This window comes from Marinomonas piezotolerans (genome assembly GCF_003362755.1).
Taxonomy (GTDB): domain Bacteria; phylum Pseudomonadota; class Gammaproteobacteria; order Pseudomonadales; family Marinomonadaceae; genus Marinomonas; species Marinomonas piezotolerans.
In genome coordinates this window covers 438,492-463,358 of record NZ_QKRA01000001.1, presented here as the reverse complement: position 1 = coordinate 463,358, position 24,867 = coordinate 438,492, and the positions used below count along the sequence as shown (strand labels likewise).

Here is a 24,867-nt window from a genome sequence, read left to right as displayed (position 1 = left end):
GTCTATTTTGAAGGCTCAGCATTATATGCCAAGCGCCAAACACTCTCTAGAGGATGACTCAATTTTCTAAACATGAGCACTAAAAATCCGATCAATCTCGGCAAAAATCTCAACACCTCGACTTTTCATGATGATTTCATCCCCCTCTTCTTTTGTTAACAACGACTTACCGAGGGGGGTATTCGGAGTAACAATCAAAGCTTTTTGATCACCCACACGAAATTCTGCGCCGCCACAATGAGCCGCCAGAATGACGATACGTCGCCAACCATCTTGGCGCACCAACAATAAAGCAGAACCTAAGGCGACTGTATCTGATTCAGAAAAGCGAAATTTGCGAAAATAGGCCATATCGGATTCGCATTCGACTAGGCGCATAGCTTGACCATGCGCAAGATAGGAGTTTTCTAGGCCAAATGTGTCCCACTTAGTTTCTGCGACACTTTCTGTGCCTGTAGCCGCCTCTTTTGCCTGATTGGCAGCGTCACTAACAATATCAACGCGATCAGCCATATAGAGAAGTAACTGCTGATAAAGAAAATCTAATGACATAACCGACCACACACACAAAAGCCACTGTAAAACAGTGGCTTTTATACACGATTTAGCGAGTAATTACAGGCTTACAACCGATAAAACCTGCTCCACTAGATCATCAACACTACCGTCCGATAATTGAATGTCTGCCAACTCCGCATTGGCGACAATGACAACAACTCCAGTCTGCTTAAGCAGCTCCGCTTCTACAAGACTCGCATCCAGCTTAGCAAGAGAGACCACGCCACGGCGCAGCAACCCACGTTCTAACTGCTTAACATCAACATTAGTTCCCTCTGCCAAAGCCACTACAGCTGGTTTTTGACCTAAACGCGCAGCACGTTCTTCCGCCGTCACGACAGTGTCTTGATCCAAATCACCAAAAGTTTCTTCCACCATCCCGGCACCGACCGTGACGTTAGATAAACGATCAATGATAATCAGTGCACCTGTTAATGGGCTGTTCTGATAGTCATCAAATGCCACTGGCGCATCAAAGCTGATGACGCAATCTGCAATAACGTTAAGCTCAACTTGATCCACTGCTATATGCTCAAGCGTGTTGACGTCTACTCGGTGGTTAATGTGGTGAACTTTACCTGGTACAGTTTGCGTACCTAACTTGAAATTATAAAGCTTACCTGGCACTAATGGTTGCTCTGCCATCCAAACGACGGAAGCACGAAGATTGGAACTAATTTCAGGCTCATGACCAGGGTGAACAATCATATCACCACGACTTATGTCGATCTCATCCTCAAGCGTCAACGTGATCGCCTGACCCTTTTTGGCCACATCTAGGCTTCCATCATAGGTGACAATTTCAGCCACTTTCGATTTTTTACCTGAAGGCAAGGCTATAATTTCATCGCCTGGCTTAACAAGGCCGGCTGCAACCGTTCCTGCAAAACCACGAAAATCTAGGTTAGGACGATTGACATATTGGACAGGGAAGCGGAAAGCATCGCTTTTCACATCACGATTAATCTGTACCGACTCTAGAATCTGCATCAAAGGACCACCTTGATACCAAGGCGTATTTTCCGAAGCGTTCACCACATTATCGCCTTGCAGAGCCGACATTGGCACGAAGTAAACGTCCTCTGGCTTGCGGTTTCCAAGCTGCTCAATGAACTGCAAGTAATCAGCCCGGATTTCATTATATTTTTCTTCAGAGAAATCAACCAAATCCATTTTATTCACAGCAACAACAACATGCTTAATACCCAGTAGAGAAGCAATAAAGCTGTGACGGCGAGTTTGCGTCTGTACACCGTAGCGGGCGTCAATCAATATAATCGCTAGATCACAAGAAGAAGCGCCTGTGGCCATATTACGGGTGTACTGTTCATGTCCAGGGGTGTCCGCAATGATGAATTTACGCTTCTCAGTCGAGAAATAGCGGTACGCAACATCAATAGTGATGCCCTGCTCACGCTCCGCTTGAAGACCATCCACCAATAACGCTAAGTCAACTTCTTCACCTTGAGTGCCCGACTTCTTACTATCGCGTTTCACCGCATCTAAGTGATCTTCATAGATCAGCTTTGAATCATGCAGTAGACGACCAATTAGTGTACTTTTACCATCATCTACGTTACCGCAGGTAAGCAAGCGAAGCAGGTCTTTTTCTTCATGTTGCTTGAGGTAGCCAAGGATATCTTGACTGATCAATTCTGATTGATGAGACATTCTTACAACTCCTACCCTTAGAAATAACCTTGCTTCTTCTTCTCTTCCATCGAACCCGCTGAATCGTGGTCGATGACGCGGCCTTGACGTTCGGAACTCTTCGTCAACAGCATCTCTTGAATGATCTCTGGCAATGTATCCGCTTCAGATTCCACTGCACCTGTGAGTGGGTAACAACCTAAAGTACGGAAGCGTACCGATTTCATTTCAGGCACTTCACCTTCTTTAAGCGGCATACGCTCATCATCAACCATTATTTGAACGCCATCACGCTCAACCACAGGTCGTTTTGCAGAGAAGTAAAGAGGAACAATTGGAATGCTTTCTAAGTAAATGTATTGCCAGATATCCAACTCCGTCCAGTTAGACAAAGGGAACACTCGAATGCTTTCACCTTTGTTTACTTTACCGTTGTAGATATTCCATAACTCTGGGCGTTGATTTTTAGGGTCCCAGCGGTGCTGTTTATCGCGAAAAGAATAGACGCGCTCTTTAGCACGTGATTTCTCTTCGTCTCGGCGCGCACCACCGAACGCGGCATCAAAGCCATATTGATCAAGAGCCTGTTTAAGGCCTTGCGTCTTCATTACGTCAGTGTGCACAGCGCTGCCGTGAGTAAACGGACCAATACCTTGAGCCACACCTTCAGGGTTCTGGTGCACAAGCAAATCTAAGCCAAGTTTTGCAACGAGTTCGTCACGAAACTTAATCATTTCTTTAAACTTCCATCCCGTATCTACATGCAATAGTGGGAACGGTGGCTTACCCGGATAAAACGCTTTCATAGCAAGATGCAGCATAACAGCCGAATCTTTACCAATGGAATACAGCATGACCGGATTGTCAAATTCTGCGGCCACTTCTCGGATAATGTGAATACTCTCAGCTTCAAGCTGTTTAAGGTGAGTCAGTCTTGCCTCTGTCACTGTCATAGTATCTCGTCTCAAATTTGTAAAGGCTTCAGCATTTGCTTAACTATAACATGCCAGAAAGTTATAAAAACCCGATCAAGTAGATTTTCATAGCATATAGATATTAAAAAAGACTCGTATAGAGTCTTTTTACTTCGGCGCTGATTATAAGCAAACCATCACTGACTGCTTGGCAAGTTTCTCATAATCAACCCTAGCTCTAGTTGCTCAGGCTGAAAAGGTAATGGAATACGTGCTTTGTACCCCGATCCTGGCGCTACCGTCATAGTTTCGCCCTTCAAACTTTCCATCGCCTCGACACTATAACTCACACCGCCTTTCGGCGTAATTAACTCAATTGAGTCACCTACTTTAAAGCGATTCTTAACATCAATTGTGAGCCAACCATTATTCCAGTCCAACATTTCACCTACAAACTGCTGACGATCCGAGATCGAATTACCGTATTGATAGTTCTGGTACTGATCGTGAACGTGACGACGATAAAAACCTTCGGTATAGCCACGGTTTGCCAAGCCCTCGAGCTTATCCATCAATGACATATCAAATGGTTGCCCCAGAACTGCATCATCAATAGCTTTACGGTAAAGCTGTGCGGTGCGCGCTGCATAAAAGTGCGATTTAGTACGCCCTTCTATCTTTAAAGAATGAACTCCCAGCTCAATAAGCTTTTCTACATGCTGGATTGCGCGCAAATCGCGGCTATTCATGATGTAGGTGCCATGCTCGTCTTCAAACGCTGGCATAAATTCGCCTTCGCGCCCTTGTTCACGCAGCAATACGACGTCATCAAATGGTTTACCTTCGCCTAGCGTTGGCGCCACATAGTCATTTGGGTTAAAACTTTGTACTCCTTTTAGATGACTGCCATCAGCTGGCACAATGTCTCCATTCTCATCCTGAACAGCCGATTTCATATCATATTGCCAGCGGCAAGAGTTCGTACATGTACCTTGGTTTGGATCACGGCGATTAAAATACCCAGACAGCAAACAACGACCTGAATACGCTATACAAAGTGAGCCATGCACAAACGTTTCAATCTCCATCTCCGGCACCATTTGACGTATCTCACCGACCTCATCTAAGGAAAGCTCGCGAGACAAAATCACGCGCTCTAGACCGAAGTTGTGCCAAAACTTAACCGTCGCCCAGTTGACCGCATTTGCCTGAACCGACAAATGTATCGGCATATCGGGCCACTTCTCTTTAATCAACATCATCAAGCCCGGGTCCGACATGATCAAAGCATCAGGCCCCATTTCAACAACGGGCTCCATGTCTTTAATAAAAGTTTTAATTTTGGCGTTGTGGGGTGCAATATTTGTAGCGACATACAGCTTTTTGCTTTGGCTGTGCGCCTCTTCAATGCCCTGAGCGAGGTTAGCCATAGTAAAGTCATTGTTGCGCACACGCAGACTGTAGCGCGGCTGGCCAGCGTAAACCGCATCCGCGCCATACGCATAGGCATAACGCATATTTTTAAGAGTCCCAGCGGGAGAAAGTAATTCAGTCATAATTAAATTTTATAAAGAAATAAGATGGCGCGAATTCTAATGAAATGCACACACTTTTCCTTATGCCAAACGCAAGAATGGCCGAGTAAATCGGCCATTCTTTGATTCAAATCAAGTAACTCAACGAAGTATCAAACTACTCGTCTAAACTTAACGTTTGCTGCAATGAAATCTGTCTCACTTGTGCTTTTAAACTATTAATCTCGCGTAGCACTTGGGGGCGAAATTCATCGATTGAACGTATCGCTTCATCATACTCATTGAGCTTGGCGTTTACTTCAGCACTTGGAGCCGAGTCCGATGGCTTAGCTTGAATGTTAGCCAGCTCGATCTTCTGTTGCTCCAACCTTTGAGCAATCTGCTCAAGGCTCGTGACGGTTTGATCTAATTGTAATCGTAGAGCTTCAATGCGCCCCTGTTGCGAAGCTTGCTCCGCAGCAGAGCGATCTAGTTTCTCTGAGATAGTAGTTAAAGAAGACTTTTGAGACTCTTGGGAGTTTTGAACGTTTGCAACAGTCTCGATCAGTCGATTGTAACCGTCTTCGATCTCATTAAATGCGTCCCCTTGTACGGCAACAAGCTTTGCTTGGGTCGAAACTGTTTCGCGCAATTGACTAAGTTTGTCATCTAATTGCTCAATAGCGTCACTGTTGGACGAGATATTGCCACGATTTCGATCATACGAAACGCCCCATAATTTACGAATTTCACTTTCATGATTCTTTAAGGTTTCTTCTACCGTTGACCCTAATTGATCAGTCGATACATCAGCTGCCAGCAGCTGGTGATCTAAATCTTGGATCTGGCTTTGCGCCCCTAGCAGTTCATCTCGCAATGCTTGATTTTGCATCCAAAGCCAATATCCGCCGCCAGCAGATCCACACAAAATCAAGAGTAAAAGCAAATAAATACCTGCTAAACTCGGTTTTTTAGTGTGTTTGGTGTTTGCCGTACTGGCCTGGGCTGGCTTCGCTGGCGGAGGATTCAATCTGCGCTTTTTGGCTTGATTAGCTTGTGCAGATAAAGAGGATCGATCACTTATTTCGTCTTGATCGAGTGTTAAACTTGGGATTTCTACGTCGTCATCTTTTCGCATGGTAAGTAAGGTCGTTGGATGTCTCAGTTTGGTAACTATGAAATAAATATCCACACGAACAGTATGAATATAATCTTCAAACGTTCGATGCTAGTATATAATCACCATTAACTGCTTGATCACAAGCACTTTTCGTTTCATATAAAGCAAGGAGAAAAGAAATGGCGTTTGAATTACCAGCTCTACCTTACGCAAAAGATGCGCTTGAACCACATATGTCTACGGAAACTTTAGAGTTTCATTATGGTAAGCACCATAATACTTACGTAACGAAGTTAAATGGTTTAGTACCTGGCTCCGAATACGAAGGTAAATCTTTAGAAGAAATCATCACGTCTGCTCCAGCTGGTCCAGTGTTCAACAATGCTGCACAAATCTGGAACCATACTTTCTTCTGGAACAGCCTTACTCCGAACGGCGGTGGCGAACCTACTGGCGCTCTAGCTGAAGCAATCAATGCGAAGTGGGGCTCTTTTGAAGCGTTCCAAGAAGCATTTAACGACAAAGCAGTAAACAACTTTGGTTCTAGCTGGACGTGGCTGGTTAAAAACTCTGATGGCTCGCTAGAGATCGTTAACACTAGCAACGCCGGCACACCTATGACCAATGGTCAAACTGCGCTAATCACAGTTGATTTGTGGGAACACGCTTACTACATTGACTACCGCAACGTACGTCCAGATTACCTAAAAGGTTTTTGGGCTCTTGCAAACTGGGAATTTGCTGCGGCAAACTTCGCTGCATAAGCGAAATTTTTCCTATCTCTTTAAAAAGCGCGATTTATATCGCGCTTTTTTTGTTTTACTCTTTACTGACAGAAACACGCGGCGCTTCAGACTAACTATATATTGCTCTTAAACCGCTGGAACGTTATTGTTGCGCTACAAGTAATTGATTGTTAAAGGGTCTTAACGTGCTAAAACACCTTCTTTTTGGATTCACTGCCTCCTTAAGCATTGCTCTTTCTGCTCATGCAGAAACCGTTTATGTATCAGATATTCAATTCGTTGCCATTAGAGAAGGGCTAAGCAATTCGACTCGTGCCACAGAGCGCGGCATTAAAAGTGGCACTCCTCTAACTGTATTAGAGCGTCGAGATAGTTACACCAAAGTAAGAACACCTGAAGGGAACGTTGGTTGGCTGCCAGATTACTTTGTCAGCGAAGATCGCGTTAGCCGTGATCAGCTTGTCTATTTAGAAAACCAACTAACTCAGGCGAAAGAAGCGAACATTGCAGCACAAGAAGCACTTCAAACGACGAAAGACACTAATGATGAGCTAATCGCCTCGGTTAATGAACTGACCACACAAAAAGCCGCTTTAGAGCAACGCTTGGAAGATGTTAGTGAGCTGGCTCAAAAAGCAAAAGCCATTGTTTCAGCTAACGAATCATCGGATTACAAAATTAAATCTTTACAGCAGCAGGTTACTAACTTAACCGCTCAAAACGATCAACTGTCCTCTTCCACTGAACAACGCTGGTTCATGATCGGAGCAGGAACATTAATAATTGGTGGGGTGTTTGGCTTATTATTCCCTATGACTCGCCGCAAAAAAGCGCCGACAAGTTCTTGGTAAGCTTGCAGAGGAGTGCTTCCCGATCGATACCTCAATTGTCCATTCCTTTTTCTTGATATTCGCAGGGGCGGCTGTTGTCGCCTCCGTTGCACTTTATACTAAACAACCACTTATTCTTGCCTACATCGCGCTCGGCGCATTATTTGGCCCCTATGCGTTAAAACTTATTGACCACCCAGCGCTACTCGAGGAGATGTCTCACATAGGGATTATCTTTTTGCTATTTTTGCTTGGATTAGACATGCAACCGAGTCACTTGCTCAATATGCTTAGAAAAGCTTCTTGGGTTGCCCTAGCCTCTTCGATTATTTTTGCTGGATTCGGCTACTTTACCGCTAACGCTTTTGGCTACACAGTAGTCGAATCAGTGATCATCGGACTAGCCATGATGTTTTCAAGCACCATAGTGTGTATAAAACTGCTCCCCACCACCGTTTTACATCATAAACACACAGGGGAACTTGTTGTCGGTTTGTTGTTGCTACAGGACATTTTAGCGATTGCGGTATTATTGGTTATATTCGCAGCAGGTAACACGCAAGACACAGAAACTAACAGTTACATGAACTATGTAATGCCTTTGATTGGCTTGCCCTTGCTGATAGTTGGAGCATTTTTATTCGTAAAGTATGTACTGCTTAAGCTAATTGCAAAATTCGACCGTTTTCATGAGTACATTTTCTTACTTTCAATTGGTTGGTGCCTAGCTGTTGCGGTATGCGCAGAAGCTCTCGGTCTTTCTGCCGAAATGGGTGCATTTATAGCAGGGGTCGCGCTGGCCACTAGCCCTATTTCACAATATATAGCAACACACCTTAAGCCCTTAAGAGATTTTTTTCTTATCTTATTCTTCTTCTCAATCGGCGCTAGTTTTGATCTAAACCTATTGGGAGTTGTGATTGTTCCAGCATTAATCCTCGCAACACTGTCAATCCTTATAAAGCCCACAGTGTTCCGATATCTTTTGAAAGGTTTAAAGGAGGATCGAAGTACAAGCTGGGAAGTAGGCTTCCGTCTGGGGCAAGTAAGTGAGTTCTCTTTATTGATTGCTTATTTGGCGACATCACTTGGCTTAATCGGAATCGAAGCTAGCCACGTAATACAGGCGACAGCCATTCTCAGTTTTGCACTGTCCACCTACGTCGTTATCCTCAGATACCCTAATCCTATTGCTATTTCTGACCGATTACGCCGAGACTAGCAAAAATATTTAGCGAAATAATTGAGGCGTGGCGTTACGCCTCTTTTATTGCAACACCTTCTTATAATAGAATACCCGCCAATACCTGACTATATCGCTGAAAAGTCTTGTATACTAACTACGCGAAAAATTCATCCTACACTTATTTAGAGCAATGTAATGGCTGACTTATCTCTTTACAGAAACATCGGTATCTTTGCCCACGTTGATGCGGGTAAAACTACCACAACTGAACGTATTCTTAAGCTAACTGGTAAAATCCATAAGACTGGTGAGGTTCACGATGGTGAATCTACTACTGACTTCATGGAACAAGAAGCGGAACGTGGTATTACCATCCAGTCTGCTGCGGTAACTTGTGAGTGGAAAAAACACCGCCTAAACGTTATCGATACTCCTGGACACGTTGACTTCACAGTTGAAGTATACCGTTCTTTGAAAGTATTGGATGGCGGTATCGGTGTATTCTGTGGTTCTGGTGGTGTTGAGCCTCAATCAGAAACAAACTGGCGCTATGCTAACGAGTCTGAAGTTGCTCGTGTTATCTTTGTTAATAAACTAGACCGCCTAGGCGCTAATTTTTACCGCGTAGTAGATCAAGTTAAAAACGTGCTTGCTGCCAACCCTCTAGTTATGACACTTCCAATTGGTGAAGAAGATGACTTCGTTGGTGTTGTTGACGTTCTTTCTAAGAAAGCGTTCGTATGGGACGACACAGGTCTTCCTGAAAACTACGAAATCAAAGACGTTCCTGCCGACATGGTCGACAAAGTAGAAGAGTACCACGAAGCTTTGATCGAAACGGCGCTTGAGCAAGACGAAGACCTTATGATGGCGTACCTAGAAGAAGGTGAAGTCCCTTCTCTAGACGAAATCAAGCGTTGTATCCGTAAAGGTACACGTGACCTTGCGTTCTTCCCTACATACTGTGGTTCTGCATTTAAGAACAAAGGTGTTCAGCTTGTATTGGACGCTGTTGTTGATTACCTACCGAACCCAACTGAAGTTGACCCTCAGGATCTTACAGATCCGGAAACTGGTGAGCCAACTGGTAAAGTTGCTACAGTGTCTGCAGACGAGCCTCTACGAGCGCTTGCGTTCAAGATCATGGATGACCGTTTTGGTGCCCTAACCTTCGTCCGCATTTACTCTGGCCGCCTTAAGAAAGGTGATACTATTCTTAACTCTGCTACAGGTAAAACTGAGCGTATCGGCCGAATGGTTGAGATGCAAGCAGACGATCGTAACGAAATCACCGAAGCACAAGCTGGCGATATCATTGCAATCATTGGTATGAAGAACGTTCAAACAGGTCACACGCTTTGTGATCCTAAACACGAATGTACACTTGAAGCGATGATCTTCCCAGAGCCTGTAATCTCTATCGCTGTGCAGCCTAAAGACAAAGGCGGCAATGAGAAAATGGGGATTGCAATCGGTAAAATGGTTGCAGAGGATCCGTCTTTCCAAGTTGAGACTGACGAAGATTCTGGTGAAACCATCCTTAAAGGTATGGGTGAGCTTCACCTTGACATTAAAGTGGACATCCTAAAGCGTACTTATGGCGTAGACCTAATTGTTGGTCAACCTCAAGTTGCTTACCGTGAAACGATCACTCGTGAAGTTGAAGACAGCTACACACACAAGAAACAGTCTGGTGGTTCTGGTCAGTTCGGTAAGATCGATTACCGCATCAAACCAGGTGAGCCAAACTCTGGTTTCACATTCACATCAACTGTTGTGGGTGGTAACGTACCTAAGGAATTCTGGCCTGCAGTTGAAAAAGGCTTCAAATCCATGATGGCAGAGGGTGTTCTAGCGGGCTTCCCTGTTCTTGATGTTGAAGTTGAGCTTTTCGATGGTGGCTTCCACGCCGTTGACTCCTCTGCTGTAGCATTTGAGATCGCAGCTAAAGGCGCATTCCGCCAGTCTATCCCTAAAGCAGGTGCGCAGCTTCTTGAGCCAATCATGAAAGTTGACGTATTCACTCCAGAAGACCATGTTGGTGATGTAATCGGTGATCTTAACCGTCGTCGCGGCATGATCAAAGATCAGGAAGCTGGTCTAACTGGCGTACGCATAAAAGCAGATGTACCTCTATCTGAAATGTTCGGCTACATCGGCCATCTACGTACAATGACATCCGGTCGTGGTCAGTTCTCTATGGAGTTCGCTCACTACGCACCATGTCCTGCTAACGTAGCTGAAACTGTCATCGAAGCAGCAAAAGCACGCAAAGCAGAAAAAGCTTAATATTACACACCGTGATATCAAAAAAACCCGGCATTAGCCGGGTTTTTTATTGAACATTTCTTCTCTCTACTCTTAGAATGGCACTGGGTATCTACGAAATACTTCCGATACTTCTTTTAGTACGTCGTCATTTAACACCATATCAAAAGCAGCAATGTCCTCCTGGAGCTGAGATAGCTTGGTTGCTCCTATAATCGTAGAGGTCACGCCATCTACCTGATCTACCCAAGCTAACGCAAGTTGCGATGGAGTAAATCCATGACGCATAGCGACAGCTTGATATTCTTTGATAGCGTTATTTGTCATCTTAGTATCGCGAAACAAACCATTACGCTGCGCAAAACTCCATCGACTACCCTCTGGTCGAGCGCCATCTATGTACTTACCGGACAACGCACCCGCAGCAAGTGGAGACCAAGGCAAATAAGCGACCTCTTGATAAGTACAGTTTTCTATCAAATATGGCCAATCTTTGGCGTGCAAAAGACTAAACTCGTTTTGGATAGACGCTACTCGAGGAAGGGAATGCTTTTCACTTAGACGCAAATACTCATTAATTCCCCAGGGGGTTTCATTAGACAAGCCAAAATGACGTATTTTTCCAGACTTAACACACTCGCCCAGTGCTTGAAGAATCTCTAACATTTGCTGTGATTGTTGCACAGCATCTATGTCAGTAAAGGTAGTTCCGCCTGGCCAATGCTTAGCAAAATGTGGCGAGGTGCGGTTTGGCCAATGTATCTGATATAAATCAATATAGTCAGTTTTCAAACGAGCGAGAGAATCATTTACCGATTGAATAATTGCCTCAGCTGTTACATCTCCTCCATTTCGCACCCAAGACAACCCGTTGCCAGCAATCTTAGTTGCCAAAACAATCTCATCTCGGCGTGACTCATTTCGGCTCAGCCAATTCCCAATAATGGACTCTGTTTTTCCATAGGTTTCAGGTGTTGGTGGGACCGCATACATTTCAGCCGTGTCCCAAAAATTGATTCCTTGGTCTAATGCATACTCAATCTGATGATCTGCATCCTGCTGTGTATTTTGCTTACCCCAGGTCATCGTTCCCAAGCATACACGAGATACATCAATATCCGTCCAACCCAACTTATTGTATTTCATTAAGATACATTCCTTACGGTTACATTACCCTTAAGAATGTAATGAATCAGCCCCAACAAAGCCAGTGTGACACGAGGAAACAATGTGAAGCACTACTTCATTGATCTTCCTGAAGATATTCATATTGTTGATCTGTGAGAGTTTTTAAGAACGCCACTAACGCATCTACTCTACGGTCACTTAATGCTGGACCTTTTGTTAACGTTTTCATATCAACTGTTTCAGGCACTTCAGGAGCGCTCCATGCTTTGCCTGTCTCTGGGTTTACAAGGCGTGTAGGGTTGTTGTAGTGATCATAAAACTTAACCACGGTACGAAGATCATTGAATACACCGTTGTGCATATAAGGCCCAGTCACTGCCACATTGCGTAACGTAGGAACCCTAAATTTGCCTGCTTGATGCTTATCTAATACGTTTGGATTCTCGAGTAAACCAAGGTCCCTCTCTACATGTTTTAAAGAACTATTCTTTGGTACACCGATATTTCGATACTCATAATTTGTAAAGGTCTCCCGCTCAAAAAAAGGAGATTGATTCAACTGATGACATTCAGCACAGTTAGTGAACTGCTGTGAGAAAAATAGTGTCCTCCCTAGCTCCTCTTCTGAAGTGAAAGACGCCTCTCCTTTCAAAACCCTGTCGTATTTAGAGTTAAATGGCATAAATAATTGGGTCTGCTCAAAATGAGCGATCGCATCAGTGACGGCATCAAATGCATAACTTTTATCCAGAAAAACATCATTGCCATACACTTTCTTAAAGGAAGAAACGTATTGCTCATTTTCCATTATACGGTCAATGACGGCTGCTTCTGTAGGCATTTGCATTTCGACTGGATTAACAAAAGGGCCAGCCGCTTGATGCTGTAAATCAATCGCCCTTCCATCTAAAAATTGTCCTCCACGATATTCTCCTGATTGCATCTTATGGAATACTGGAGTCAGTGCAGCGTAAGATGCCGTTGGGGCGTTTCGCCCCCCTAAAGAAACCTCATCACTTCCTCGCGATACGGCGCTCCCAATTTCACGCTTATCGACAAATGCATGACCAACGTCATGACAGCTAGCACATGAGAGATTTCGTGACTTGGACAAGTTAACATCGAAGAATAGCTGGCTGCCTAGTTGAGCTTTAGGGTGTGTAATTGGGACTGGTAAATCTGACGAGGTGTTTTGATTTTTGATTCGATCAACATTACTAATCTGCGTACAGCCTACGCATACAAATAACAGTAAACTTGAAATAATGAGGGTGGAATTCATAACAGCACCGAAAAAATACATGCCATCATGTTATAACAAGTTTAAGTCACAGGAAAGAAATGAGAATGAAAACCACTTAATTTTAGGCTTGATCGATGACTGTGGTACATCAATCAAGCCTATGTCTTAGTTCTTTTCAGGCAATGTGACGTTTAGCTCTAGCACCGAACAATCGTCCGTGTTATCAAGCTGGATCTGAACATCATCAGAGTCTACTTGTACATACTTACGGATGACATCAATGATCTCTTGCTGCATTTGCGGCAAATAATCTGGTTGGTGACGACGACTACGTTCATGCGCCACAATAATTTGTAAGCGATCCTTAGCGACAGAAGCAGAACTCGGCTCACTTTTGCTTTTAAAGTAATCAAAAATTCCCACGCTAGCCTCCTAACAGTCGCTTAAAGAATCCCTTCTTTTGAACATCGATGAAGCGTAATGGACGCTCCTCACCCAACAATCTATCCACTGCGTCAGAATACGCTAACCCCGCTTCCGCTTGGTTATCTAGAATAACAGGCGTACCTTGGTTAGACGCTTTAAGAACAGCCTCAGACTCTGGAATGACTCCAAGTAATGGAATCGCCAAAATCTCTTCAACGTCCTCGACACTTAACATTTCTCCATCAGACACTCGCTCTGGATTATATCGCGTAAGTAACAGATGCTCTTCTATAGGAGAGTCACCTTTTTCAGCTCGTCGACTCTTACTTTGAAGGATTCCCAAAATACGGTCCGAGTCACGTACTGAGGATACCTCTGGGTTGGTCACAACAATGGCAACATCTGCAAAATACAGCGCCATTTGAGCGCCCTTTTCAATGCCTGCAGGGGAGTCACACACGATATAGTCAAATTGTTCTGACAATTCGTTCAAGACAGCTTCTACACCTTCAGGAGTAAGAGCGTCTTTATCTCGAGTTTGTGAGGCTGGCAGTATAGATAAATTTTTGGTGCGCTTATCTTTAATTAAGGTTTGTGACAAAGTCGCTTCTTTATTGATCACATTTACGAAATCATATACGACCCTGCGCTCACACCCCATAATCAAATCAAGGTTTCGCAGACCTACATCAAAGTCAATGATGACGGTTTTATGTCCTTTTAGTGCCAACCCTGTGCCAATCGCTGCACTAGACGTGGTTTTCCCTACCCCGCCTTTACCAGAGGTTACGACGATAATCTTAGCCAACTAAATATCCCCCAAACGAAATTCTGATAGCTCATGCTGTTGTTTACAACGAAACGATTTCTAATGCATCGTCCACTAATAGCACTTGCGCCGTGTCTTTCCAAATTATATTTTGCAATGCATCGCTCAGCATAAAGTTGCCGGCCACAGAAACTAGCTCAGCTTCCATACTACGACAGAAAATTCTTGCTTGAGTGTCGCCCTTAATTCCAGCCAATGCACGCCCACGCAAAGCACCATAAATATGTATATTCCCCTCAGCCAAAACTTCTGCTCCAGCACTTACTTGAGATACAACAATAAGATCTCCGGGTGCATAGATTTGTTGGCCTGAGCGAACAGGTTTAGTGATAAGCTTTGTAGGTTGAGAAACATCACGCTCTTCTACAACTGTTTTTATCACCACATGTGGATCCGTCGCAGGCGCACTTTCTTCACTCTTAATATTAAGTTTACGGTTACTGGCGTTTGGCAGCATAGGTAGTAAAGCGTCCGTTCGCCAACTGGGTATACCACTTTCTGGTGCACGCCAACCCATAACCGCTAACCCTAATTCGCGACAACGCCCTATCAACTGATCAAACGACTCATATGAAACGCTTTCACATGCACAAAAGTCTACAATCAAAGGCGCTTGGTTAAAAAACTGTGGTACTTGTGCAATTTTCTCCTTTAGCCCTTGGACAATTTGCTCCACATTTAGACAACGTACCTCTAAAACGACTGTGGTAACAACGCTGCCTTTGAGACGAAAGTCAGTATCTGACATCTATCGAAAATCCTTAATTAAATCAATGCGGTAGCACTAAATATAAATAGCTATTTAAACGAAAGTCTATTCTAACAATATAACGCTACAAATGAAGCGATCCAGTTCAAACAAAAATTGGTGACGCACCCTAATTGTGCCCTATAGCCTCTACTGTGTGCAATTTACACCATACATCTAAACTACTGTTTTTTATATTCTTTTACTGCTTATTTACAAGGTTTTGCTACCATATCTGGGGAAAAGTAATTCTCCAAGATAATTTTCAAGAAGTTACTCTAAATATCGGTGCTAACGACGAAACCCCAAGACCAGAATGCTTCGTTACTTCTATCTGAGTAGGGATACGCTCTTTCAAGGCCTCCACATGACTAATAATTCCTATGGTTTTACCACGACTATTCAACCTATCGAGCGCATCTAACGCGGTATCCAAGGTTTCACCGTCTAATGTCCCAAAGCCTTCGTCTAAAAATAGTGAATCAATGGAGGTTTTATAAGAGACCAAATCAGATAATGAAACGGCCAACGCCAAACTAACCAGAAATGACTCCCCTCCAGAAAGGGTCTTCGTATCACGAGATACATCGCCCTGCCAATGATCCAATACTTCTAGAGCCAATCCTTCAGCCCGTCTTCGCTGCAATTGATATCTGCCGTGCAATACTTGTAAATGATTGTTCGCCAGCCAAACCAGGTGATCCAGTGTTACAGATTGCGCATAACGTCTAAACTTAGCACCGTCAGCAGAGCCTACTAATACATTTAAATCATCTAGTAATTGGAATGCTTTTTTATCAGCTTCTATTTTGGCGGTCATTTCATTGCTATTTTGTCTATTAGCAAGCTCAGACCGTATACGCTCTCTAAGCTCTCCTAACACCATAAGCACTTCTTCACTCCGTCTCTGAAGAGAGGTTTGACTGGCTTCAAGCGCATGCAAATCCACGTCTTCACGATAAAGCTCTGGCGGGGCACTCAATAGCTCGGTTAAGCCCTGATTAAGTAGCCGTAAATCCACTTCTAAATCATGTTCTTCATTTTCTAATCTATATTTGAGATCTTGTAAAAAAGTTGTTCGTTCTCCAGTCAGTTTATAAGCTTGCCTCGCCTCTTCACTTACAAACCCATTATTTGATAATACCTGCTTATGTTCTTGAATCGCTTCTACTAATAACTCCGAAATCTCGCGGGATCTAATATCATTATTTGCAATCTCTGTCGTCACCTGAACTGATTTTAACGCGAGGTCATTAGCATGCTCGTGGCTTTTGTCGAATTCAACTTCAGCAAGTTTGAGGTTGTCTTGCAGCTGCTGACGCACTTGAGCAACTGTCTTGTTAGCGAGCCCTTCATTTAAAGCACCTTTTAGCTCTTTTTGCTGCAGTTCCAACTCGCTTATACTATCCGACTCGGAATCAACTGACTTTTGCTCTTCTATAAGTTTGTTCTCGATCATTTCTGATTCCCACAAACTTTGTGCAAGCTGCTGCTCTACTTGTGTTAACGAAGTGTGAGCATTCTGCCATTGCTCAAGTGATTCGCTAATAGCATCAAGACTTTTCAGGTCAACTATCCTAAGACTCTCTTCATGCGTCAGATCATTTACTTCATTTGTCAGTTCTAATTTTTGCTTTTCTAGTAACTCACTCTGATCAAAAATCTCTTTTCTAAGCCCTATTATGCTCGTATGGCCTTGTTGTCTCGACGTTTCCGAATATTCAATATCACGATGGTTGGCCGACAGTCTTTCTTCGTGATGCTTTTGATTTTGCAGCTCTGACAGATAAGCCTGTGACACGCCTTCTGCTTGATCAAAAAGATCACGCTGCGTCTCAAGCTGACTTTTGCCTGCTTGATACTTTGCCAACAGCTCATCAGAGCTAATATTTGAAAATTCGCCAAACAGCGGCACGAGCACTGTATTCTTCAATTTCAACTTTAGCGTATTGAGCTCGCTGGCAATGTCTGAGATTTGATTATCATTATGCGATCTTTGTGTTTCAATAATTGCACATTGTTGAGAAAGTTCCTGCCATTCGTTTTGTTGGCCTCTGATCGTTTCGTTAATGTGGCTTAGTCGTTCGGTTAAAGTAGTGTCAAAATTGGATGATGCAACACGCTGAATATTGTGATCTTCGCTACCGCATAACGGGCACATCTCGCCGGCAATTAGAGCATTACGTTCACGCTCTAGAACCTCCACTCGACGCTGCAAATCCATTCTCGCCTGCACATCCTCCAGTTCTTGATTGGCTTCGGCAAGAGCGTTAGCGATCTTCTCCTGACGCTCAGACAAACAAGTAAGTTTGTCGGTCAATTGTTTGGCAATCGCTTGCTTAGCGACGTACTGAAGACCCAGTTGCTCATATCGTTCTACTGACGGTTGCAGAATCTCTAATTGTGAAAGATGATCATGCTCCCGAGTTAAGGTATCCCTCCATTCATCGAGGCTGTCACCCAGCATTAGCTTATCTAGTTTTGCCTTTAGCGCATTAACTTCTGCATCGCTTCTAAGCTTTGTCTCAATGAGCTGTTCACGGTTGGCTTGTTCCTGCTTTAGCTTAAGTTCGAGTTTTTCCAATGCCGATTGGTGGTCATCTAATTGCGCCTTTTTCTGTTTGATCTGCGTTAGACCCGCGTCAATTGAATGGCGCTGAGCTTGCCATTTCGCAAGTAACTTTTGTGCTTTTTGGCCATCCTTCCATGCACCTAAAGAGGATTTAAACGTATCAATTTGGTCTCTTAAATCGATTTGGTGCTTTTTCTTTTCTGTCGAACCCAGTTTTAGTTGCGCTATTTTCCTATTCTTGTTTTCAACGACTTCGCGCCCTTTAGAGAGTGTCGCCGATATGGCCTCTAAACGATTTTCCATTGGCAACCAGTGTATGCTTGAAGCCTTTTCGAAAGACGCGACTTCTTGTTTAATCAAACGCAGGTTTTCTCGTCGTTCCGCAAGCAAATCTGTGACTTTTTGCATCTCAGACTCTATGGTCTGACGCGACGCAGCTAAATCGTTGTATATATTTAAGTGGTCATCACGCTTCTTACGTAGCTCGACAACCTTGTCATAAATGGGATCTATCGCGTAAGCCTCTATTGAACGTTCCAACAACTTAAACTCGGAAGCTTTTTCTCGTTTATGCTGTTGAGCAGCAAGCAATTTATTCTCGGTTTCTTGGTGTTTTGCGCGTAGCTCATCGCAACGCTTCCACCAAACTACTGCCCCATTCACCTCTGCTAGCTGTTTGACAAGAGAACGATGAAGAGCAGTAGTGTTCGCTTCTTCTGTTATTAGTGATTCAAATGCCCCCTCGTCCATAATGGAGTGGCTTTTGTGTATCGCTTCCATCTGAGCGATATCAGCCTTACGCAGGCGATGTTGTTCGAAGATCCGTTTCGAAATGATTGCATAAATCTCTGTACCAGTTAGCTCCTCTAGTAACTCTGCTCGCTCGGAGTCTTTCGCATTTAGGAATGCTGCAAAACCACCTTGAGCCAACATCATAGAGCGTGTAAACCGCTCGAAGTCTAAACCCGTTAGTTCGGCTATACGAGAAAGCTTAGAGTTGATTTTATCAGTGATGATTAAACCGGTATCGTCCGTTAACTCGCACTGAATTTGCTGCAAGTTTCCATCTGGTTTATTACGTGCCCTACGTTGCGACCAAAAAGCACGATATCGCGCCCCCTTGACTTCGAAAACGACTTCAGCTGAACACTGCGACGTATGACGAGTCATAACATCATTATTAGACTGAGAGACTTGAACTCGTGGCGTTTGATGGTAAAGCGCCAAGCAAATAGCGTCGAGTAACGTCGATTTTCCTGCACCAGTCGGGCCCGTTATGGCGAAGAGTCCAGCAGATAAAAAAGGCTCGCTTTCAAAATCTATAAACCATTTACCTTTTAGAGAATTTAAGTTCTCGAGTCGTAATGAGCAAATTCTCATACTGAATCCTCATCTTGCTCAACAGCATAGGTATCAAATAAGGCTGATAGTGCCGCCGCGTGAGAAGGCTCGATATCCTTCTCTGCAAGCAACTGAGAAAATACATCGGTAGGAGATAAGTCATCTAACGTTGCGGTTTCACCGTCCGTACGCCGGTATTGGACGACAGTTTTTAAACGCTGGATTTTAAGTACTTCGAATGGCCTATTAACAAGTCGTTCGGCTATCTGCTCTTGAAACATACCCAAATTGATATCTTCTTCAATAGTAAGTTCGAGCCATGCGGTCGCTTCTTGAGTATGGTCGAGCTCATCGATTTGCTGTAACAGAGAGTCTCTTGAACCCTGTAGACGTTTCAGCACACGGAATACTGGTATCGTTTCTAGCTCAACTGAATTTAACTCAGTATCATAAATAGACACAGACTTTTGAGATGCCAACTCATCAAAGCTCATTGGAAACGGTGAACCAGAATAGCGCCAATGATCGTTACGACCAACGCGCATTGGTTTATGTATATGTCCTAACGCTAAATAGTCAAATGGCGGTAGCACACTGGGAGACAATGCATCTAAAGTCCCGACGTAGATATCACGCATTGCATCAGTTTTCTCACCACCAATCATAGTCAGATGTCCCGTACCGATGATCGGTAAATCGGGAGCCTCTTGTTTAGCCATATCATAAAGACGCTGGTAGTAGTCTTGGATGCTCGATTCTAATTGCTCTTTTTTCTGCCTATCGGTTTGCCCCGCCTCACGCGCCACCATATCTTGTGCACGCAAAAATGGAATCGCGCAAACCGTAGCGCATGTCTTTCCATTATCGTCTTTTAAATATATTAAGGCGTCATTTGAAGACACCCAAGAAGGTTGAGTGATTACCTGGACATCTATATGAGCCAACAGCCCCTTGCTTTCATTGAGCACGCTTACCGAATCATGATTACCGGCGATAACGATTAAGCCACAACGAATTTTGGCTAACCTAAGAGCAAGCTCATGGTACAGCTCACGTGCGTAGCTTGGTGGTGTACTGGTATCAAATACATCTCCCGCCAACAAGACTACGGAGATGCCATTTTTCGCGACGTACTCTACCAACCAACTTACTAATTTTTTATGCTCAAACAGACGGCTTTTGCCCATAAAAGTTTGGCCTAAATGCCAGTCTGATGTGTGAAGTATTTTCATAGGTTAATTCGTGATAGGAAGGTACTGATATTGATCCACTCGCACTTTACTTATATGCAGCAATCGCTCTAATTCCATCATAGGGTAACGTCCAAACGTAACGACATAAGCTAAGTCAAAACGTTGAAACTGATACCCTACAAGTGGAGAACTGAAATCTGTAACAATAGGTTTTGCGTGAACCTGGTAATTTTCACCTTTAAACGCATCCAATAGCTTTTGGGCAATCGGCAATACCTTATGATCACAGAAGACAACCGCTTTTAAGGAAGGATCTGTATGATTACGTTGCTGTTGCTTTGCAAACCTAATCCCTGAGTCCGGTAGCTCGTTGGCCAGTGACGTAGGTAATGCAATGGTCAGTGACCGATCAGATCGATCAAGGCTAATTGTACGCCCACTATGTTTACTGACCAACCAATCAACTCTATCGCCAGGCAGTAACGCCATATTCGCATGGCAAACAACGACACTTAATCCATTACCCACCACTCTGATATCTTGTACATCGACAGGCACGTCGTAATCCTTACTACTTAATCGATGTAATTGTAGATCGCAAGATACTTGATGCTGACACGCTAACAACTCATCACCATTCGGTAAATACAGTGCGCAACTCCTACATCCTCCTGCTAGGCAGCTGTGATGAATCAGTTCTCCTTGCTTTAATAAACTCTGTAGTAGATTGGCGTTCGCACCAAGCGAGTAGATACGCCCATCAAGACTCACTTTAAAGTTATCCTGCATAGTTCACTATTTTTAGGTCAAAACACTATTATGGCGGGGGCAAGGGATAAGATGCAAACGAAGCAAAACTGAGAAGAAGTATTGATCTGAAATAGCACCTACATATCTGAATAGATACGAATCAAATAATAACGGTGGATGGGAAGGCTCAGCTCTTCGAGCCTCCATTTGCACTTAAGCTGATCGCCGTTACGACGCATCAGCGCTGACGACTGTAATACTCCAAAATCAGTGGCGGTAGACGCTAATTGTTGGCTCCACCCACTTTCACAAAGAGAGCTCAGCCCATCAATAAGGGCTAATTTATTCAAAGGACGGCCTTTGAGGTCATTTAACTGGTACCCAGTAACGAACTCAGCTCGTTGGTTCATTGCCAAGACGACCCCACGCTGATCAACCAGCAATGTTGCAACCGTAATTTGATCAAGTATCAATTTTATGAGTTCATTCGCCTCATAAAGCTGCTTTTTATGAATCACTAACTCATCATTGGCTTGCAAGCGCATGCGTTGTAGAGCACTACAACGCTTGGCTAATCGCTTCATTAGGGGTAAACCATCAACTTGTGCGGAAAGATACTCCAGCTGATTTTCTATTAGAAGATTGCACTGACTAATATGGCGGTAGTAAAGAATGGAGCACAACAATATAAAAACCAGCAGAGAAGTCGCCACTAAAACCACTTCCGTAAAGAATGAATATTGGACGGGTTTAAATAACACATTGTCTATCAACCCCCCCAACAAGAACGCCAAAGCGGTCGAAAACCAGACACTATGGCGCATATTCACGACTCTTTAACTGAAAACAACCATCCACCATAGCGCCACTCAACTATTTGAAAATCAACCTATTAAATTTAGCAGGTCGTTTCAGTTGTCTGTGTGACAAAGTGTTGTCTTTACAGTGACGAGAAGTAACTAAACTGCTTGTTTAGGTGTCGCCTTAAGCAACGCTTTGAGCAGTAACCAGAAATCTTTTACCGACGCAATCTCAAGCCGCTCAGAAGGCGAATGCGCCCCCCTTATATTAGGCCCAAAGGATATCATCTCCATTTCAGGGTATTTCGCTCCAATAATGCCACATTCTAACCCTGCATGAATCACTTTCACGTTTGGGAGAAAGCCCATGACATCTTGGTGAATTTGATTGAACTGCTTGAGAAGCGCTTGATCAGAATTCGGCTTCCAACCCGGATAACCATTCTCTAACATCACATCACATCCCACTAACTCGAACGCAGAGGCTGCCACCCGAGCGAGATAGTTCATTTGGCTATCGACTAGGGAACGCACCAACAAACAGGCAGAAAACGCCAACCCACTCCCCTCTGGAGTCAGTTTGATAACACCAAAATTACATGACGTTTCCGTTACCCCTGTTAAACTTGGCGACATACGATGAACGCCATCTGGTGCTAATATAAGTGCTCTAATTAGATCAGACTGACTGTCTTGATCAAGATGCTCAGACGGTAAGATTCGCTCACCCTTAATACTAATCTTGCTGTCAGTCTCACGAAATTCCTCGATAAAAAGCTGTTCATGCTTGCCAATCAGATCCATCGCAAGATCTTCGTCTGACTGCGCGAGCGAAATGACAGCAGAAGCATCGCGTGCAATAGCATTTCGAAGAGAACCCCCTGATAGCGCTGACAAACCAAATTGAACATGCTCACTTAACTCTAAAAGGAGACGAGCCAATAAAATATTGGCATTCGCACGCCCTTTGTGAATATCTAACCCTGAATGGCCGCCAGTTAACCCTGCGATTTCAATTTTAATACCTGTGTTGAACTGATCGTTCCGAAGCGCTGTAAATTTTCCAGCCACATTAATATCGACGCCACCCGCACAACCAATATAGACATCCCCGCGATCTTCAGAATCTAAGTTCAATAAACGCTTGCCTTTTAGGACCCCTTGGGCAAGTTGCGCCGCGCCTCTCAAACTGGTTTCTTCTTCAACCGTAAAAACAGCTTCTATCGGCCCATGTGGAATGTCCTTAGATGCAAGAACGGCCAGTATAGCCGCTACGCCAATGCCATTGTCTGCCCCTAACGTAGTACCTTTTGCTCGAACCCAGCCAGATTCCTCATAGGTCTCGAGTTGGTCTAATGTGAAATCATGGCTTGAATCCACCGCTTTTTGAGCAACCATATCTAAATGACCTTGAAGGACCGTCGTTTCACATAACTCCATCCCAAAGGTAGCGTCTTTAAAAATACACAAGTTTCCAACGTTATCCACGTGTGATCTTAATCCGATGGAATCTGACCAGGAAACCAATATATCCCGTAACTTTTTCTCATGAAATGAGGGTCTTGGAACGTCGCACATTAAACGAAAGTGCTGCCATATTTCCTTTGGCTCCAACTGTTCTAACCAGTCATTCATAATCAACTCCAAAAAGCCCCGATGGTTCTTTCAGTGGCTTGATTTAATACTTTGCGTTATCGCTTCTTAAGAGACGCCGCTGAAAACGTTACAAACTCTTCAGCGCTGGTGGGATGCACACCGACTGTCGAATCAAAATGCGCTTTCGTAGCACCGGCTTTAATAGCTATTCCTAATCCTTGAATAATCTCACCAGCATAATCACCTACCATGTGAGCTCCTAATACTCGATCACTTCCACGATCGACAATTAGTTTCATAAAAGAACGTTCTTGAGCGCCCGATAAAGTATGCTTCATGGCTCTGAAATCAGTTTGATAAACATCTATATCAAAGCCCCGCTTGTCCGCTTCTTGTTCAGATAAGCCAACAGTCCCTATTGGTGGTTGACAAAATACGGCAGTCGGAATGTTGTCATAATCCAAACTAGGCTCTATGCCGTCAAACCAGTATCCAATCAGAGCCATCGCTTCTTTAATGGCCACAGGTGTTAGCTGAACCTTATCTGTCACATCTCCAACTGCATAAATACTGTCTATAGAACTACGATAGGCATTATCAACCACTATCGCTCCGTTAGAAGTCGTCTCAACGCCGACCGCCTCTAGATTCAGCCCCGCAGTTTTTGGTTTTCTACCTGTCGCATAAAGTACTTCACCAACAATCAGTGTTCGACCATCAACTAATGTAACGCGTTTTTGATCACCCTCTTTCTCGATTTTCGCGATATCGCTGTTTAACTCTACATTGATACCTGATTTAGCAAACTCTTCTGTGGCAAATTCTCGAACATCATCATCAAAACCACGAAGGAGTTTGTCTCCTCGATACATTAGGGTAGTTGTTACCCCTAAGCCATTACAGATGCCCGCAAACTCAACAGCGATATAACCACCGCCAACGATCAAGATAGAGCTTGGCAATTGATCTAGATAGAACATATCGTCTGAGACCAGTGCTAATTCCCGACCTACGACATCTGGTACAAAAGGTTCGGCTCCGACTGCAATCAGAATGCGTTCGGACGTTATAACGTCATCACCCACTTGAACCGTATGAGCGTCGAGCAACTTACCAACCCCTTTATGGATGGTAACACCCGGATTTTCTAGCAAATTTTTATAAATGCCATTCAGTCGCTCAATTTCTTTTGTTTTATTATCCCGTAACGTAGTCCAATTGAACGTAGGGGGCGTGAATTCCCAACCATAGCCACGGGCCTGATCAGCGACGTGACTATATTCTGAACCATAAACAAATAATTTTTTGGGAACACAACCTATGTTCACACAGGTGCCACCCAATGCTGACGCTTCGGCTACGCCGACTTTAAAACCTTTTGATGCTGCGATACGACTCGCTCTTACACCGCCAGAACCTGCCCCTATAACGAATAGGTCGTATTGATAATCCATA

20 protein-coding genes are annotated in these 24,867 nt (G+C 43.9%); 4 read left to right on the top strand and 16 right to left on the bottom strand.

Going from position 1 to position 24,867, the window contains the following annotated elements:
• Nucleotides 1-66: 66 nt before the first annotated feature.
• From DN730_RS02120 to DN730_RS02100, 5 genes are all read right to left on the bottom strand, one after another.
• Nucleotides 67-552: a hypothetical protein gene (locus DN730_RS02120; protein ID WP_115466456.1), complete on the bottom strand. Its 486-nt coding sequence runs from the start codon at nucleotides 550-552 to the stop codon at nucleotides 67-69.
• Nucleotides 553-615: 63 nt separating this feature from the next.
• Complete coding sequence (gene cysN / locus DN730_RS02115; protein WP_115466455.1) at nucleotides 616-2,229, bottom strand: sulfate adenylyltransferase subunit CysN; 1,614 nt, start codon at nucleotides 2,227-2,229, stop codon at nucleotides 616-618.
• Between the two features lie 17 nt (nucleotides 2,230-2,246).
• Entirely contained in the window at nucleotides 2,247-3,155 is a 909-nt protein-coding gene (cysD, locus tag DN730_RS02110; RefSeq protein ID WP_211313826.1) for a sulfate adenylyltransferase subunit CysD, read from the bottom strand.
• Between the two features lie 164 nt (nucleotides 3,156-3,319).
• Nucleotides 3,320-4,678: a prephenate-dependent tRNA uridine(34) hydroxylase TrhP gene (gene trhP / locus DN730_RS02105; RefSeq protein WP_115466453.1), complete on the bottom strand. Its 1,359-nt coding sequence runs from the start codon at nucleotides 4,676-4,678 to the stop codon at nucleotides 3,320-3,322.
• 136 nt (nucleotides 4,679-4,814) lie between these two features.
• The gene (locus DN730_RS02100) at nucleotides 4,815-5,774 is read right to left on the bottom strand and encodes a hypothetical protein (protein ID WP_115466452.1); all 960 of its coding nucleotides are present in this window, start codon (nucleotides 5,772-5,774) and stop codon (nucleotides 4,815-4,817) included.
• A 161-nt stretch (nucleotides 5,775-5,935) separates the two neighbouring features.
• Here DN730_RS02100 and DN730_RS02095 point away from each other — a divergent pair, with 161 nt between their 5' ends.
• The 4 genes from DN730_RS02095 to fusA all read left to right on the top strand — a co-directional run bounded on the left by DN730_RS02095 (nucleotide 5,936) and on the right by fusA (nucleotide 10,807).
• Nucleotides 5,936-6,520, top strand: a complete 585-nt coding sequence (locus DN730_RS02095) for a superoxide dismutase (protein ID WP_115466451.1) — start codon at nucleotides 5,936-5,938, stop codon at nucleotides 6,518-6,520.
• Nucleotides 6,521-6,687: 167 nt separating this feature from the next.
• Entirely contained in the window at nucleotides 6,688-7,353 is a 666-nt protein-coding gene (locus DN730_RS02090) for a TIGR04211 family SH3 domain-containing protein (protein WP_115466450.1), read from the top strand.
• Nucleotides 7,354-7,375: 22 nt separating this feature from the next.
• Nucleotides 7,376-8,554 carry a cation:proton antiporter domain-containing protein gene (locus tag DN730_RS02085; protein WP_115466449.1) on the top strand — a complete coding sequence of 393 codons (1,179 nt, stop codon included), beginning with the start codon at nucleotides 7,376-7,378 and terminating at the stop codon, nucleotides 8,552-8,554.
• Between the two features lie 159 nt (nucleotides 8,555-8,713).
• The gene (fusA, locus tag DN730_RS02080) at nucleotides 8,714-10,807 is read left to right on the top strand and encodes an elongation factor G (RefSeq protein ID WP_115466448.1); all 2,094 of its coding nucleotides are present in this window, start codon (nucleotides 8,714-8,716) and stop codon (nucleotides 10,805-10,807) included.
• Nucleotides 10,808-10,879: 72 nt separating this feature from the next.
• Here fusA and DN730_RS02075 read toward each other — a convergent pair whose 3' ends face one another.
• The 11 genes from DN730_RS02075 to gorA all read right to left on the bottom strand — a co-directional run bounded on the left by DN730_RS02075 (nucleotide 10,880) and on the right by gorA (nucleotide 24,866).
• Nucleotides 10,880-11,932 carry an aldo/keto reductase gene (locus DN730_RS02075; RefSeq protein WP_115466447.1) on the bottom strand — a complete coding sequence of 351 codons (1,053 nt, stop codon included), beginning with the start codon at nucleotides 11,930-11,932 and terminating at the stop codon, nucleotides 10,880-10,882.
• Between the two features lie 97 nt (nucleotides 11,933-12,029).
• On the bottom strand, nucleotides 12,030-13,196 hold the full coding sequence (locus DN730_RS02070; protein WP_115466446.1) for a cytochrome-c peroxidase: 1,167 nt from the start codon (nucleotides 13,194-13,196) through the stop codon (nucleotides 12,030-12,032).
• A gap of 126 nt (nucleotides 13,197-13,322) precedes the next feature.
• Nucleotides 13,323-13,580, bottom strand: a complete 258-nt coding sequence (gene minE / locus DN730_RS02065; protein ID WP_115466445.1) for a cell division topological specificity factor MinE — start codon at nucleotides 13,578-13,580, stop codon at nucleotides 13,323-13,325.
• Nucleotide 13,581: 1 nt separating this feature from the next.
• The gene (gene minD / locus DN730_RS02060) at nucleotides 13,582-14,391 is read right to left on the bottom strand and encodes a septum site-determining protein MinD (RefSeq protein ID WP_115466444.1); all 810 of its coding nucleotides are present in this window, start codon (nucleotides 14,389-14,391) and stop codon (nucleotides 13,582-13,584) included.
• Nucleotides 14,392-14,434: 43 nt separating this feature from the next.
• Complete coding sequence (gene minC / locus DN730_RS02055) at nucleotides 14,435-15,160, bottom strand: septum site-determining protein MinC (protein ID WP_115466443.1); 726 nt, start codon at nucleotides 15,158-15,160, stop codon at nucleotides 14,435-14,437.
• 265 nt (nucleotides 15,161-15,425) lie between these two features.
• Complete coding sequence (locus DN730_RS02050; RefSeq protein ID WP_115466442.1) at nucleotides 15,426-19,112, bottom strand: AAA family ATPase; 3,687 nt, start codon at nucleotides 19,110-19,112, stop codon at nucleotides 15,426-15,428.
• Nucleotides 19,109-20,305, bottom strand: coding sequence for an exonuclease SbcCD subunit D C-terminal domain-containing protein (locus DN730_RS02045; protein ID WP_115466441.1), 1,197 nt, complete (start codon nucleotides 20,303-20,305; stop codon nucleotides 19,109-19,111). The genes DN730_RS02050 and DN730_RS02045 overlap by 4 nt, the downstream gene beginning before the upstream one ends.
• A gap of 3 nt (nucleotides 20,306-20,308) precedes the next feature.
• Entirely contained in the window at nucleotides 20,309-21,055 is a 747-nt protein-coding gene (locus tag DN730_RS02040; RefSeq protein WP_115466440.1) for a 2Fe-2S iron-sulfur cluster binding domain-containing protein, read from the bottom strand.
• A 98-nt stretch (nucleotides 21,056-21,153) separates the two neighbouring features.
• Entirely contained in the window at nucleotides 21,154-21,840 is a 687-nt protein-coding gene (locus DN730_RS02035) for a PAS domain S-box protein (protein ID WP_115466439.1), read from the bottom strand.
• A gap of 135 nt (nucleotides 21,841-21,975) precedes the next feature.
• Nucleotides 21,976-23,451 carry a beta-Ala-His dipeptidase gene (gene pepD, locus DN730_RS02030; RefSeq protein ID WP_115466438.1) on the bottom strand — a complete coding sequence of 492 codons (1,476 nt, stop codon included), beginning with the start codon at nucleotides 23,449-23,451 and terminating at the stop codon, nucleotides 21,976-21,978.
• A 56-nt stretch (nucleotides 23,452-23,507) separates the two neighbouring features.
• Nucleotides 23,508-24,866, bottom strand: a complete 1,359-nt coding sequence (gene gorA / locus DN730_RS02025) for a glutathione-disulfide reductase (RefSeq protein WP_115466437.1) — start codon at nucleotides 24,864-24,866, stop codon at nucleotides 23,508-23,510.
• Nucleotide 24,867 lies beyond the last annotated feature (1 nt).